We start from the raw sequence: 13,900 nt of genomic DNA on the forward strand, positions 1-13,900 counted from the left end.
GGGCATCAACGAGATCAACCTCGTGGTTGATTCGGCGACGACGGAGTTCGCGCAGGCATTGTCGGCGATCGCGGGCGGGGATCTGACCAACCGGGTCGAGACCGCCTATCGCGGCCGCTTCGCCGACCTGAAGGGCGCGATCAACGAGACGGTCGACCGGCTCTCGGCCACGGTCGCGACGATCCAGACGACCTCGGCCGATGTCGGCCTGGCCGCCCGCGAGATCCATATGGGCTCCGACGACCTGTCCAAGCGCACCGAGGAGCAGGCCTCCTCGCTCGAGGAGACCGCCGCCACCACCGAGGAGCTCGCCGCTTCGGTCAAGGCCTCGGCCCAGGCCTCGAAGGACGCCGCCCGCATCGCCGACGGCGCCATGCAGGCCGCCCAGAACGGCGGCGCCATCGCCGGCCAGGCCGTCGAKGCCATGGCCCGCATCGAGAGCGCCTCGCAGAAGATCTCYGACATCATCCGYGTCATCGACGACATCGCCTTCCAGACCAACCTKYTGGCGCTCAACGCCGCGGTCGAGGCGGCCCGTGCCGGYGAGGCCGGCAAGGGCTTYGCCGTCGTYGCCTCCGAGGTGCGCACGCTGGCGCAGCGCTCGGGCGAGGCGGCCAAGGACATCTCGGCCCTGATCTCCTCGTCCAATGCCGAGGTCGGCGARGGCGTGAAGCTGGTGCGCCAGGCCGGCGAGCAGCTCGCGCGCATCCTGGAAGCCTCGCAGAAGGTGGCGGCGACCATCGCCGACATCTCGGCGGCGTCGGGCGAGCAGGCCAACGGCATCGACGAGATGAGCCAGGCGGTGGCGCATCTCGACGAGATGACGCAGCAGAACGCAGCGCTGGCCGAGCAGAGCGCGGCTTCCGCCAACGCCCTCTCCGGCCGGATCGGCCAGCTCAACGAGCTCGTCGCAACCTTCCGCACCGGCCGCGAGGCGGTCGGGCAGTCCAGCTATCCGCAGCCTGTCGCTTCCGCGGCTGCCGCGGCGCGCCCGGCGAAGCCCGCCCCTCGCGCCGTGGTGCGGCCCGTCGCGGTCTCGAACATGGCTCCGGCCGCCTCCGCCAAGGCCCCCGCGGCCGAGCCGGAGCGGCTGCGCAAGCTTGCCGAAGCCGCCTTTGCCCAGTCCAAGGCCACCCCCGCCCCGCGCAAGGTCGCCAATGGCCGCGCCCAGGATGCAGGCTGGGAGGAGTTCTGAGGGCGGAGGACTGAGCCCTCGACGCCCACAGCCCTCCTGCCCTCAAACGAAACGGCGCCCGAAAGGGCGCCGTTTTTCGTCGATCCTGAATTTTTCTGCGCATCGGCACCTTGCGCAGAGCTGGTATCGACCTATCTCTGCGACAGGCGCCGGGACTTTATGTCCCTTTATGACGCCGACATCGCAAACAGATTTGTGACGACCGTCATGCCGCCTTCCTCGGAATCGGCAGATGCTTCGCCGCTTGCTGACAGGTCCCGACGGGGATGTCTGCGACAAGCGGTTTCAGCCGTCACCAGAACAGGGAGACGAAAACCATGCCTTTCAGCCAGGTTCTTCAAACTCTCGGCCAGCTCGCCTCCGGCTTCACCCAAGCCAGCCGTCCTACCCGCCTGCTCGAGATCGATCTCGACGACAGGGGCGGCCCCACCCCCTTCGAGCAGGCCGCCATCGGCACGTGGAAAACCGAGGACGGGTCGATCTTGATCGATCTGAGACCGGATGGTCAGTTTCACAAGGCCAAGCCAGCAGCCGGCGCGCAGCATCGCGGCCGCTATGCGGTCGATCGCTCGAAGCTCTATTTCGAGGGCGAAAGCGGATGGGTCGCGCTGGGCAAACTCAAGCGCGGCACGCTCAGCATCGGCGAGAAGCATTTCCGCAAAGCGTGACGCGACGCCAAACAGACTAAAATAGGGCCGTGCCGTCGAGAGGGGGCGCGGCCCTTTCCTTTTTCGGAGTCGTTCGCAGCGCTCGTCAGTAGCCGACTGTGAAGCGACGGCGGCTATGAGTTGGCTTTTCCAGCTCATCGACCAGAGCCATGGCGTAGTCCTCCGCCGAGATCGCGCTGTTGCCGCTGCCGTCGACCAGGAGCTGGTCGGTGCCAAGCCGGAACTTGCCGGTCCGCTCACCCGGCTGGATCAGCGCCGAAGGCGAGAGGAAGGTCCAGTCCAGGCCCTGCTCCCGCTTCAGCAGATCGAGGAAGACGCCGCCCTGCTTGGCCTCGTCGAGATAGGCGGCCGGAAATTCCGGCGTGTCATAGAGCCGGATGCCCGGCGCCACTTCGAGGCTGCCGGCGCCTCCGACGACGAGATAACGCTTCACGCCCGACTGCTTCACGGCGGCAAGGAGGAGCTGCGGATCGCTGGCGGTGAAATGGACCGCGCTGATCACCGCGCCATGACCGGCAAGGACCTTCGCCAGCCCGTCCTTGTCGAAGATGTCGCCCTTGACGGCGGTGACGCCGGGCAAAGCCGCGACCTTCTCGGGATTGCGGACAATGGCGGTGACGGCGTGGCCGCGCGACGACAGCTCGGCGAGCAGGCGCGAGCCGATAAATCCGCTTGCGCCGATCAAAGCAACTTTCATGACAGGGGCTCCTTGTTGAGGTATCAAAAAGATACCTGCATCCTGTTGGAACCTATCTGCTCATGCCGCGCAGCCCCGTAAAGAAGGCACTTTCGCGCGACATGGTCACCTCCCGGAAACCGCCATGCTGAAACGCCCCGATCCATTTCAGGCGCTCTGTCCGACGCGACGCGTGCTCGATCGCATCGGCGATACCTGGGCCGTTCTGATCCTGATCGCGCTCGACGACGGCACGTTGCGCTTCAACGCGCTCCGGCGCCGGATCGAGAATATCTCCCAGAAGATGCTGTCGCAGACGCTGAAGAGCCTGGAGCGAGACGGACTCGTCCGGCGCGAGGTTTTTCCGACCGTGCCGGTCACAGTCGAGTATTCGCTGACCGAGCTCGGGCGCACGCTCTCGCGAACCGTGCATCAGCTCACCCTCTGGGCCGAAGCGCATATCGGCGAGGTCGAGGAAGCGCAGCAGCGATACGACCGCGGCTCCCAGCTGCTGGAAGGCGGTCGCATTCCGATCCCGCTCATCCCCCGGTAAGCGGCTTGCCCGCCGCGAAGAAGCCGCTCCAGAGATCGGGCGGCAACGCGCCGTCGAGGATGTCGCCCGCCTTGAACGCATCGGGCGTCAGCTTGTCGATGTCATCCCACTCGACCGGCATCGCCAGCGTCGCACCCGGCCGGGCGCGGGTCGAATAGGGGGCGATCGCGGTCGCACCGCGGCCATTGCGAAGATAGTCGATGAAGATGCGGCCGCGTCGCGCCTTCTTCGACAGCGTCGCGGTATAGAGCTTCGGCGCGGCCTGCTCCATCGCCTTGGCGAAATCGCGGGCGAAACCCCTGACGCGCTCCCAATCCGCCTTTGGCTTCAAGGGCAGCACGACATGGAAGCCCTTGCCGCCGGAGACCTTCAGGAAGCTTTCGAAGCCGAGTTCATCGAGATGCCGGCGCACCGTCAGCGCCGCATCCCGCACGCGCTCGATCGGCACGCCCTCATCGGGATCGAGGTCGAAGATGATCTGGTCCGGCGTCTCGATGGCGTCCATGGTCGCGCCCCAGACATGGACCTCGACCGTGCCGAGCTGGACGAGAGCGGCAAGCCCATCGAAATCCTCGATATAGACCAGCTCCTCGTCGTCCGAATCCCGGCGCCGTTTGACGGCCTCGTGCAGGCCCGGGCCGGCGTGTTTCTGGAAGAAGCGGGAACCCTCGATGCCGTTCGGCGCGCGCACCAGGCTGAGCGGGCGGCCGATGACGAAACGCTGCATCAGCGGCCAGACCTTGGCGTAATAGGCGAGCAAATCACCCTTGGTGAAGCCGATATCCGGCCAGAGCGGCTTGTCGGGGTTCGACAGTTTCACCACGGTCGCGACCGACCTCCTTTGAGAAGGCGGCGCAACCTTCCCGCCCTTCGTTTGCGCCGGAGCCGTTTGGGCGGGCTTCTCCGCGACGATCTCACCCGCCGGCTTGTCCTCGCGCAAGCCCAGGAACGAGGCGTGGCGCAGGGTTTTCGAAGCCGTCCAGGCGCGGAACTCGACCTCGGCCACCAGCTCCGGCTTCACCCAGACAACGCCGCGCTCGCGCCCCGCGGCGCCTTTAAAGGGCGAATTGTCGGTCGCGAGCCCGTCGAGCTTCACCTTCAGCGCAGCTGCGGATTTCGCGGTGAAACCAGTGCCGACGCGGCCTGCCGGCTTCAAATCCCCCTTCTCGTAATAACCCGTCACGATGGAGCCGAGCTTGCGTGGCGCCGCCTGGGAGGGGACATAGCCGGCGATCACGAATTCCTGACGCTGCGTGCATTTCGACTTGATCCAATCGCGCCCCCGGCCACTGCGATAGGGCGCATCAGCCTGTTTCGAGATTACGCCTTCCAGCCCCATGCGGCAGGCATGATTCAGCATGGTCTGGCCCGGCTCGATGAAATGCTCGCTGTAGCGCAGAGGCCCATCGGCCGGGCTGCCCTCCAGGAGATGCTGCAGCCTTTCCTTGCGCGCGAGCAGCGGCTCGTCGCGCAGATCCTCGCCGTCGAGATGAAGCAAATCGAAGGCGAAATAGACGAGACCGCTGGTCTTTCCCTCCGAAAGCGCCTGCTGCAGCATGGAGAAGGACGAGATGCCGTTGCTGCCGAGCGCAACAAGTTCGCCGTCGATCAGCGCAGCCTCGCAGGGCAGACCGGCCAGCGCCGCAATGAGGCTCCCAGCGAAGCGGGCCGTCCAGTCGAGGCCGGAGCGGGTCAACAGCCGGACGCCGCCGCTGTCGATGCGAGCTTCCAGCCGATAGCCGTCGAACTTGACCTCGTGCAGCCAGTTCGCGCCGCTCGGCGGCTTTTCCTGCAAAGTTGCGAGGCAAGGCTCGACGAAGGCGGGAAGATCCTTTCGATCGCTCGGCCCCTTCGCCTTCCGGACAGGCTTCGCCGCGGCCGCCGCCCGCTTTGCCGGCTTTGTCGTGTCCCAGACGGCTCCGCGATCGTCGTCAATGCCGATCCGCTCGACCGACAGGCCGGATTTCACCGAATCGGGCTTGGTGTCGAGGATGTCCTCGTCGGCGCGGGCGAATTCGTCCTCCGACTTGATCAGCAGCCAGTTGTCGCGCTTCTCGCCTCGCCGGGGCTTCAGCCGAACGAGATGCCAGCGCCCACGCAGCTTGTGGCCCTCCAGCGTAAAGGCCAGATGGCCCTTCTTCATGCCGGCAGCCGGATCGCCCTCCGGAGTCCATTGGCCTTCATCCCAGACGATGACCGAGCCGCCGCCATATTGACCGGCGGGAATCGTGCCCTCGAAGCCGCCATATTCGAGCGGGTGATCCTCGACATGAACCGCCAGACGCTTCTCGGCCGGATCCAGGCTCGGGCCGCGCGTCACCGCCCAGGACCAGAGCACGCCGTCATGTTCGAGCCGAAAATCATAATGCAGGCGGCGGGCTGCGTGTTTCTGAACGACGAAGGCGCCACCCTTCGCGGCAGATTTCTTGCCGGCGCTCGCTGCGCCCGCCGGTTCACGGGTTCGAGAGAAATCGCGTTTGGAGCGATAAGGATCGAGCGTCGACATCGCCTTTTCTCTCCTCACAACCTCGAAGACAGCGCCTTCAAGCGAGCGAGAGCTCGAGATAACCCGCGCGCACCGGCCGCGCCGGCATCAGACCATCCGCGGCGATGAGCCTGAGCGGCATATCGTGATCCGGCATACGCACGGGCATGACACGATCCCGCCTTTCGGAACGACGATAAGCAAGTCAAACCGGCGTCCGGCGCTCCTGTTCCGCACGGCGCTGGCGTTTCCGCCGATTTCGTGTATATGGCCCGCATCCGGCCCGAAAAAGCCGGCAGCGCGACCCCTCCGCGATGAGGTGGCTCGCGGATTTCGGACCTCGCTGGACGACATCCCGGCCTGGCCCGCCAGATCAACCCGAACAGAGGATATCCCGATGTCGATCACTGCCGAGCGCAAGACAGCGCTGCTTCAGGAATACGCCACCAAGCCGAACGACACCGGCTCGCCGGAAGTGCAGGTCGCGATCCTGACCGAGCGCATCAACAACCTGACCGGCCACTTCAAGTCGCACGCGAAGGACAACCACTCCCGTCGCGGCCTGCTCAAGCTGGTCTCGCAGCGTCGTTCGCTGCTCGACTACCTCAAGGGCAAGGAAGAGGCCCGCTACAAGACGCTGATCGAACGGCTCGGCATCCGCCGCTGATCGAAGGCTGAAAACCGTTTCCGCCCGGTGCGCCACGCTCCGGGCGGCATCCTTTTAAGGCGATGCCGCCATGGGCGGATTGCCTCACTGTCGCGGCGGCCGCATGGGGCGGCCCTCCCGCGTGACCCGCCGGGCGCCGCAGACGTCCATGGCAGGATCGCCGAGCGCTCGGGCGCACAACCTTTTCCACCCGAGTGCTCCGCCGTCTTGCCCATGGGCCTGAAGGCACCGGACGGGTCGAACCCGACCGAAAGACGAAACACATGTTCGACATCCAAACCGAAGAACTGATCTGGGGCGGCCGCAAGCTCGTCCTCGAAACCGGTAAGGTCGCCCGCCAGGCCGACGGCGCCGTGATGGCCACCTATGGCGAGACCGTCGTGCTCGCGACCGTGGTCTCGGCCAAGGAGCCGAAGCCGGGCTTCGACTTCTTCCCCCTGACCGTCAACTATCAGGAAAAGACCTTCGCGGCCGGCCGCATTCCCGGCGGCTACTTCAAGCGCGAAGGCCGCCCGAGCGAGAAGGAGACGCTGGTCTCCCGCCTGATCGACCGCCCGATCCGCCCGCTCTTCGTCGAGGGCTACAAGAACGACACGCAGGTCGTCATCACCGTGCTCCAGCATGATCTGGAGAACGATCCCGACATCCTCGCGATGGTTGCCACCTCGGCTGCGCTGACGCTCTCCGGCGTGCCCTTCATGGGCCCGATCGGCGGCGCCCGCGTCGGCTATATCGACGGCGCCTACAAGCTCAACCCGACGGTCGAGGAAGCCAAGGAATCGGTTCTCGATCTCGTCGTCGCCGGCACGCAGGATGCCGTGATGATGGTCGAGTCCGAGGCCAAGGAGCTGACCGAAGAGGTCATGCTTGGCGCCGTGATGTTCGGCCACAAGCATTTCCAGCCGGTGATCGAGGCGATCATCCGCCTGGCCGAGAAGGCCGCCAAGGAGCCGCGCGACTTCACCCCGCCGGATGATTCCGCCGTTCTCGACGCGATCATGAAGGTTGGCGAGTCCGAGCTGCGCGCCGCCTACAAGATCACCGCCAAGGCCGAGCGTTACAAGGCTGTCGACGCCGTCAAGGCCAAGGTCGTCGCCGCGCTGGTCTCGGAGACCCCGGACGGCGTCGCGACCTTCCCGAAGGACAAGGTCGGCGCCCAGTTCAAGGAAGCGCAGGCCAAGATCGTCCGCTGGAACATCCTCGACGACGGCATCCGTATCGACGGCCGCGACGGCAAGACCGTGCGCCCGATCGTCGCGGAAGCGGGCGTTCTGCCGCGCACCCATGGTTCCGCGCTGTTCACCCGCGGCGAGACCCAGGCGCTGGTCGTGACCACGCTCGGCACCGGCGACGACGAGCAGTTCATCGACTCGCTGGAAGGCACCTACAAGGAGACCTTCCTGCTGCATTACAACTTCCCGCCCTACTCGGTCGGCGAGACCGGCCGCATGGGCTCGCCCGGCCGCCGCGAGATCGGCCACGGCAAGCTCGCCTGGCGCGCCATCCACCCGATGCTGCCGGGCAAGGGCGAGTTCCCCTACACCCTGCGCGTCGTCTCGGAGATCACCGAGTCGAACGGCTCCTCCTCGATGGCCACGGTCTGCGGCACCTCGCTGGCGCTGATGGATGCCGGCGTGCCGCTGCGCGCTCCGGTCGCGGGCATCGCGATGGGCCTCATCCTGGAAGGCAAGCGCTTCGCCGTGCTCTCCGACATCCTGGGTGACGAGGACCATCTCGGCGACATGGACTTCAAGGTCGCCGGCACGGGTGAGGGCATCACCTCGCTGCAGATGGACATCAAGATCGCCGGCATCACCGAGGAGATCATGAAGGTCGCCCTCGATCAGGCCAAGGGCGGCCGTGAGCACATCCTCGGCGAGATGGCGAAGGCCCTCTCCGCCTCGCGCAGCCAGCTCGGCGAGTTCGCGCCGCGCATCGAGACGATGAAGATCCCGGTCGACAAGATCCGTGAAGTCATCGGCTCCGGCGGCAAGGTGATCCGCGAGATCGTCGAGAAGACCGGCGCGAAGGTGAACATCGAGGACGACGGCACCATCAAGATCGCCTCGGCCGACGGCAAGTCGATCGAAGCCGCGATCAAGTGGATCAAGTCGATCGTCTCGGAAGCCGAGCCGGGCATGATCTATGACGGCACCGTGGTGAAGATCATGGAGTTCGGCGCCTTCGTGAACTTCTTCGGCGCCAAGGACGGCCTCGTCCACATCTCCGAACTCGCCTCGCGCCGGGTCCAGAAGGTGCAGGACGTCGTCAAGGAAGGCGACAAGGTCAAGGTGAAGTTCCTCGGCATGGACGAGCGCGGCAAGATCCGCCTCTCGATGAAGGTCGTCGACCAGGAAACCGGCGAAGACATCACCGAGAAGCTCAAGGCCGAGCGCGACGCCGAGAAGGCCCGCGAGAAGCAGCAGGCCGAGTAAGCCGACGCATCACGCGATTCACGTGAAACGAGACGCCCCGCATCTTCCGATGCGGGGCGTTTTGCTTTGGTCGGTGTCCAGCAGAGGCGGGAGAGGCGACGTCACGCCTGGGCTTGGCCCGAGCATCGCATGAAGGAGCGGCACTTCTTCTTGCCAACGATTCTCCGGTTTCCGCTTCGCTTCGCCCGGGGAAGGATGGCCCGCTTTCGAGAAGGTGACGCGCCGCCATCAATAGTCTAGACATATACCGATCCATGGAGACCGGCATGTCCGACCACTGCATCGCCTCGCTCGACGATCTCGCTCGCGCCTACCCCAATCCGCTCGCTCCGGCCTCGGTCTTCAAGGAGATCGATCATGTCGACGAGAATTATGCAGCGCTGATTGCCGCCTCGCCGTTTTTTGTGCTCGCAACGGTCGGCCCGGAGGGGCTGGATTGTTCGCCGCGCGGGGATCTGCCGGGCTTTGTCACGGTGCGGGACGCGAAAACGCTCCTGATTCCCGACCGAAAAGGAAACAACCGTCTGGATTCATTGAAGAATATTCTGTTTGACGATCGAATCGGAATGCTCTTCCTGATCCCCGGTTACGGCGAGACGCTGCGCGTGAACGGACGCGCAGCGATTTCCTGCGATCCTGAGTTGTGCGCATCGTTCGAGATGGCCGGGAAGCTGCCGGCGAGCGTCATGATCGTCCATGTCGAGGCCGTCTACTTCCAGTGCTCGCGCGCGGTGGTGCGGGCAGAGCTCTGGAACCCGGAGCGGCAGGTCGACAAGCGGACCCTGCCCTCGCCCGGAACGATCCTGCGCGACATCACCGCGCGCAATGCGGCGGTCGAGACCTTCGACGGCGGGGCTTACGACGCGGCGCTGCCGGCGCGGGTCAAGGCGACGCTGTATTGAGGTGTGCCGTATTCGGAGCAGGCGCGCGTCATGCTCGGCCTTGAGCCGAGCATCTCGGGACGAGAGGACGCCTGCACAGTGAGCCTTGTCTAGATGCGATTCTCGGGTCCGCGCAAAGCGCGGCCCGAGAATGACGGACTAACGGCTCACAGCAGGCCTTCGTTGCCCGCCAGCGTCTTCAGGACAACATCCGGCCGGGCGCCTACATGCGAGATGATTTCGGCCGCTGCCAAGGCGCCGAGACGCAGGCAGTCGCGGGTCTCTCGGCCGGAGGTCAGGCCGTAGAGGAAGCCGGCGGCAAAGAGATCGCCCGCGCCGGTTGCGTCGACGACGCGCTCGATCGGGAAGACCGGCTCCTCGATGATGCCGTCCGGCGTGACCGCCAGCGCGCCCTTCTCGGAGCGGGTGACGACCGCGATAATGTTCTCGGAGCGCAGCCAAGACAGGGCCGTATCGAAATCCGAGGTCTCATAGAGGCTCTTGAGCTCGTGCTCATTGGCGAAGACGAGGTCGACCATGCGGTTGCGGATCAGGCCGACGAATTCGTCGCGGTAGCGGTCGACGCAGAAGGAGTCCGACAGGGTGATCGCGACGCGCCCGCCCGCCCTGTGCGCGACCTCGGAAGCCTTGCGAAAAGCCTCCTTCGCGGCCGGCGGGTCCCAGAGATAGCCTTCGAGATAGATGATGTCGGCGTTCTCGACGGCCTTCTCGTCGACATCCGCGGCGGAGAGACCCTGGCAGGCGCCGAGATAGGTGTTCATTGTGCGCTCGCCATCGGGTGTGACGATGATGAAGGAGCGCGCCGTCGCCGGGCCGTCGGCGGCCGCAGCCGTATCGAAGGCGACGCCAAGCGAGGTGAGATCGTGGCGGTAGAGCTTGCCGAGTTCGTCGGCCTTGACCTTGCCGATGAAGGCGCCCTTGCCGCCGAAGGAAGCGAGGCCGGCGATGGTGTTTGCAGCCGAGCCGCCGGAGATGATGCGCGCCGGCCCCATGGCGGCGTAGAGCGATTCCGCTCGGCTCTCATCGATCAGCATCATCGCGCCTTTGGTCAGCTTTTGCGCGGCGAGGAAATCTTCCTCGGCCAAAGCCAGGACATCGACGATGGCGTTGCCGAGGGCGAGGACGTCCGTGCGGGTCTTGGTCATGAGCTGGCTTGTCCGGAATTGCGCGGCCGAAGTGCCGGAAAGGAAGGTTTCGGCGTGTCGCATCCGCGCGCGGCGGGGTCAAGCGGCCTAGATCGCCGTGTGTTCTTTCGGACGCAAAGTGGCGATCCGGCCCTTTGTGTAAGCATCGGATTTGCCCGAAAAGCGGATTCCGCTTGTCGGTCCGATGCTCCGGCTCAACCCTTGTCCCGGCGCGTGGCGGCTTCGTCGAGGACCGTGGCGAGGCGACGCAGATCCTCGCCGTCGAGTTCGGCGATCTCGCGGGCAAGACGGTTGGCGAAGAGTGTCGCCTCGGGATCGAGGCCGGCCGTATCGACGGTGACGCGCGGATGCGAGAGATCGGCGAGGCGGACGAGTTCATCCGCCTCGTCCCAGATGACGCCGAGCACATGGATCGCGCCCTGGATCAGGGTGAAGGTCGGACGACCACGCTTGCCGTGCTCCAGCGCCGAAAGATAGGCCGGCGTCACGCCAAGGCCGTCCGCCATCTGAGCAAGGGTCAGGCCTCGCCGGTCCCGAAGCTCACGCACACGCCGTCCGAAGGGCGTCACGGGCCGTGCTCCCTAGGCCGCCGCAAGCGCACATAGAGCGCGCCGGCACCGCCATGGCGCTGCTCGGCCTCTTCGAAGCCCAGCACCAGCGGGCGCAACTCCGGGAGCCTGAGCCAATGCGGCACCATGCGCCGCAGGACGCCACGCTCATCACCGAACAGGGTTGGTGCAGGACCGCCCTTTCCGGTGACGACAAGGGCCAGGCGGGTGCCGCGGGCCTGTTCGCGACGCAGGAAGCCGTGCAGGGCCAGATGCGCCTCGTCCTGCCGCATCCCGTGCAAATCGATCGATGCTTCGATCTCCTGCCGGCCACGCCGGAGTTGCGTGCGCAGGCGGCGCTCGATCGGCGCGAGCGGCGGAGCCGCCGGGGGCGACGTTCTTGCCGAGGCGACGGCAACGACAAGAACGGATGTCTCGGTTGGAGAAGGCGCTGCCGGAGGCGGGGCCGGCTCCGGCTCGATCGGCGCCCTGCCGGGCAGCGGCTTGACCGAACGCGCCACCTGTCTCCAGAGCGCGATATCGGCCTGCGTCAGCGTCTTGCCCCGGCGTGACCGCATGTCAACGCGGCCATAGCACGGTGAAGGACACGGGATGGCGGATCAGCCCGGCGCGATGGCCGGCAGCCGGGCCGGAACCGACGAAGAGGTCCATCCGGGCCGGGCCGAGGATGGCCGAGCCCGTGTCCTGCGCGATCATCAGCCGGGCGAGATGCTCGTCACCGCCAGCACCATCCGGAATCGTCGTGTCGATCCAGACCGGCAGACCATAGGGCCAAGCAGTACGATCGATGGCGATGCTGCGCAGCGGCGTCAGCGGTAGTCCGGCGCCGCCGATCGGCCCGCTCTCCGCTGGAAGATCGTCGCGGCGGGCGAAGAAGACGAAGGACTCGTTCAGGCGGATCAGGTCCCGGGCAAAGGCGGGGTCGGCCTTCAGCCGAGCGACGAGCCGGTCCATGGTCATCTGCTCGGGCGGAATGGCCTCGCGCTGGCTGAGAACGCGGCCGAGCGAGGTATAGGGATGGCCGTTGCGACCTGAATAGGTCAGCCGCGTCACAGAACCGTCGGGCAAGCGCACGCGGCCCGAGCCCTGCACCTGCAGGACGAAGCGGTCGACCGGATCGCGTAGCCAGAGAATCTCCAGCCCCTGCCCGTCGAGCGCACCGGTCTCGATCGCGGTGCGGTCCGGAAAGGGTTCGAGTCCCCTTTCGGTTCGGCGCGCGGCGGACAACGTCTTTTCCAGGCCCGGCCAGTCATCCTCCGGGAAGCGCGTCACCAGATCCTTCGGTCGGTCGTAGAGCGGCGTCGGGAAGGCATCAGTACGCTTGAGCGAACCTTCGAACTCGGGCTCGAAATAGCCCGTCGTGAAGCCGGTATCAGCGCCGGCCGGCCGGATGCGCCAGAAGCTGAAATTCTGCTCGAAGAAGCCGCGCGCCTGGTCCCGGCCGACATTGCCCTTGGCGGCCAGCGCCTTCGCCTTGTCGCAGACGGCGGCGAGGATGTCGGGCAAAGGTACTGCCTGGCGCAACGGCGGGTCGGCCATGCAGCCGCGCGCGAAAATGGCGAAAGCCCGGGCGTGATCATCCCGGGCCCAGCCATCGATCTCATGCGCGGCGCGTTGCTCGGCCCGGGCGCCGTCCGGCAAGGGAAAGGGAGCGGCCATGGCGGTCATGGAGGAGAGGCAGACTGCCGCGGAAAACGCCAGCGCGATCCCCGCAGCACGGTTCACGCGGCCGATTCGGTGGCGACCAGAAGCCAGTTCGGATCGCGGCTGCCGAGCTGACGCGAGAAGGTCCAGATGTCGTTGACCTCGGAGACCTGATCGGCGCTGCCGTCGACGACATTGCCCTGCGCATCGCGGGTAACGCTGATCAGCTGCGAGATGAAGGCGATGGTCACCTGGGCGGTCTTGCCCTTGACGTCGACGGCGGCGAGATCGGCCTTGTCGATCGAGACGAAATTCGATTCCGCCTTCTCACCGCGCTTCTCACGCTCGGTGATCGCCTGCTCGAAACCGTCATAGACATCCTTCGCAAGCAGGCCCTTGAGCATCTTGCGGTCCCCGCGCGCGAAAGCGGTGACGATCGCCTCATAGGCCGACTTTGCGCCCGAAATGAAGGCATGCGGATCGAAGCTCGGCTCCTGCCTGATAATGGCCTCGATGCCGGCACTGACCGGCGAATCCGGCGGAGCGAGATCCTTCCAGCGCTCGGCGGCCGGCGGGTCTGCGGCGACGGAATCGTTGGCGGCACCCGGCAGGCGGATCACATTGTCGCGCTTGTCCGGGGACTGCGCCTGGTCAGGCCGCATCGGCGGGGTCTCGCGACGCGCGAAAGGATCCTTCGGCTGCTCGTTGCCGGTCTTCTGACCGAGCACGGAACGCAGCTTCCAGGCGACGAAAACGGCCAGAGCCAAGAAGACCAGAGTCGTCATGTCGAAGGAATTTTGCATCGAAGGCTGACCCGCGGCTCCCCGTTATTGCTTGCAGCCTTTCCGCGCAGCCGCGGCAGGCCTTAGCCGTCATATGGTAAGACAGGCTCGTAACATCCACCCCCCACCTTGTGAAGGCGACTTCTTGTGCCGGCCCAGCGTCCATGATAGCCGACGCG

General features: G+C 66.0%; 13 protein-coding genes. 6 read left to right on the forward strand and 7 right to left on the reverse strand.

All coding sequences use genetic code 11. The features are described from left to right. Together AB4Z16_RS25990 and AB4Z16_RS25995 are read left to right on the forward strand one after the other, a co-directional pair. On the forward strand, positions 1 to 1,195 hold a 1,195-nt coding region (locus tag AB4Z16_RS25990), incomplete at its 5' end, for a methyl-accepting chemotaxis protein (protein WP_441514215.1). 317 nt (positions 1,196 to 1,512) lie between these two features. Then, a complete protein-coding gene (locus AB4Z16_RS25995) occupies positions 1,513 to 1,863 on the forward strand; it encodes an Atu4866 domain-containing protein (RefSeq protein ID WP_441514216.1) in 351 nt (116 codons plus the stop codon). 85 nt (positions 1,864 to 1,948) lie between these two features. Here AB4Z16_RS25995 and AB4Z16_RS26000 read toward each other — a convergent pair whose 3' ends face one another. Then, entirely contained in the window at positions 1,949 to 2,560 is a 612-nt protein-coding gene (locus AB4Z16_RS26000) for an NAD(P)-dependent oxidoreductase (RefSeq protein ID WP_441514217.1), read from the reverse strand. 124 nt (positions 2,561 to 2,684) lie between these two features. Here AB4Z16_RS26000 and AB4Z16_RS26005 point away from each other — a divergent pair, with 124 nt between their 5' ends. Then, entirely contained in the window at positions 2,685 to 3,092 is a 408-nt protein-coding gene (locus AB4Z16_RS26005) for a winged helix-turn-helix transcriptional regulator (RefSeq protein WP_441514218.1), read from the forward strand. On the opposite strand, the gene ligD is transcribed toward AB4Z16_RS26005, so the two are convergent. Then, positions 3,079 to 5,598: a DNA ligase D gene (gene ligD / locus AB4Z16_RS26010; protein ID WP_441514219.1), complete on the reverse strand. Its 2,520-nt coding sequence runs from the start codon at positions 5,596 to 5,598 to the stop codon at positions 3,079 to 3,081. The two genes, AB4Z16_RS26005 and ligD, sit on opposite strands and share 14 nt — an antisense overlap. A gap of 376 nt (positions 5,599 to 5,974) precedes the next feature. Here ligD and rpsO point away from each other — a divergent pair, with 376 nt between their 5' ends. From rpsO to AB4Z16_RS26025, 3 genes are all read left to right on the forward strand, one after another. Then, positions 5,975 to 6,244, forward strand: coding sequence for a 30S ribosomal protein S15 (gene rpsO / locus AB4Z16_RS26015; protein ID WP_149131827.1), 270 nt, complete (start codon positions 5,975 to 5,977; stop codon positions 6,242 to 6,244). Positions 6,245 to 6,507: 263 nt separating this feature from the next. Continuing rightward, positions 6,508 to 8,679 (forward strand): polyribonucleotide nucleotidyltransferase, encoded by a 2,172-nt coding sequence (gene pnp / locus AB4Z16_RS26020; RefSeq protein WP_441514220.1) that lies wholly within the window; start codon positions 6,508 to 6,510, stop codon positions 8,677 to 8,679. A gap of 266 nt (positions 8,680 to 8,945) precedes the next feature. Beyond that, positions 8,946 to 9,581 carry a pyridoxamine 5'-phosphate oxidase family protein gene (locus AB4Z16_RS26025; protein WP_441514221.1) on the forward strand — a complete coding sequence of 212 codons (636 nt, stop codon included), beginning with the start codon at positions 8,946 to 8,948 and terminating at the stop codon, positions 9,579 to 9,581. Positions 9,582 to 9,727: 146 nt separating this feature from the next. Here the strand turns inward: AB4Z16_RS26025 and AB4Z16_RS26030 are convergent, their stop codons facing one another. The 5 genes from AB4Z16_RS26030 to AB4Z16_RS26050 all read right to left on the reverse strand — a co-directional run bounded on the left by AB4Z16_RS26030 (position 9,728) and on the right by AB4Z16_RS26050 (position 13,742). Further along, positions 9,728 to 10,726 carry an adenosine kinase gene (locus tag AB4Z16_RS26030; protein WP_441514222.1) on the reverse strand — a complete coding sequence of 333 codons (999 nt, stop codon included), beginning with the start codon at positions 10,724 to 10,726 and terminating at the stop codon, positions 9,728 to 9,730. A 194-nt stretch (positions 10,727 to 10,920) separates the two neighbouring features. Continuing rightward, positions 10,921 to 11,295 (reverse strand): helix-turn-helix domain-containing protein, encoded by a 375-nt coding sequence (locus AB4Z16_RS26035; RefSeq protein WP_441514223.1) that lies wholly within the window; start codon positions 11,293 to 11,295, stop codon positions 10,921 to 10,923. Then, positions 11,292 to 11,852, reverse strand: coding sequence for a Smr/MutS family protein (locus AB4Z16_RS26040; RefSeq protein WP_441514224.1), 561 nt, complete (start codon positions 11,850 to 11,852; stop codon positions 11,292 to 11,294). Before AB4Z16_RS26040 ends, AB4Z16_RS26035 begins: the two co-directional genes overlap by 4 nt. 1 nt (position 11,853) lies before the next feature. Then, the gene (gene mltA / locus AB4Z16_RS26045) at positions 11,854 to 13,020 is read right to left on the reverse strand and encodes a murein transglycosylase A (protein ID WP_441514225.1); all 1,167 of its coding nucleotides are present in this window, start codon (positions 13,018 to 13,020) and stop codon (positions 11,854 to 11,856) included. Continuing rightward, positions 13,017 to 13,742 carry a Tim44/TimA family putative adaptor protein gene (locus tag AB4Z16_RS26050; RefSeq protein ID WP_441514226.1) on the reverse strand — a complete coding sequence of 242 codons (726 nt, stop codon included), beginning with the start codon at positions 13,740 to 13,742 and terminating at the stop codon, positions 13,017 to 13,019. The genes mltA and AB4Z16_RS26050 overlap by 4 nt, the downstream gene beginning before the upstream one ends. Between the last annotated feature and the right edge of the window lie 158 nt (positions 13,743 to 13,900).

This window comes from Allobosea sp. TAF32, assembly GCF_052113585.1.
GTDB lineage: Bacteria > Pseudomonadota > Alphaproteobacteria > Rhizobiales > Beijerinckiaceae > Allobosea.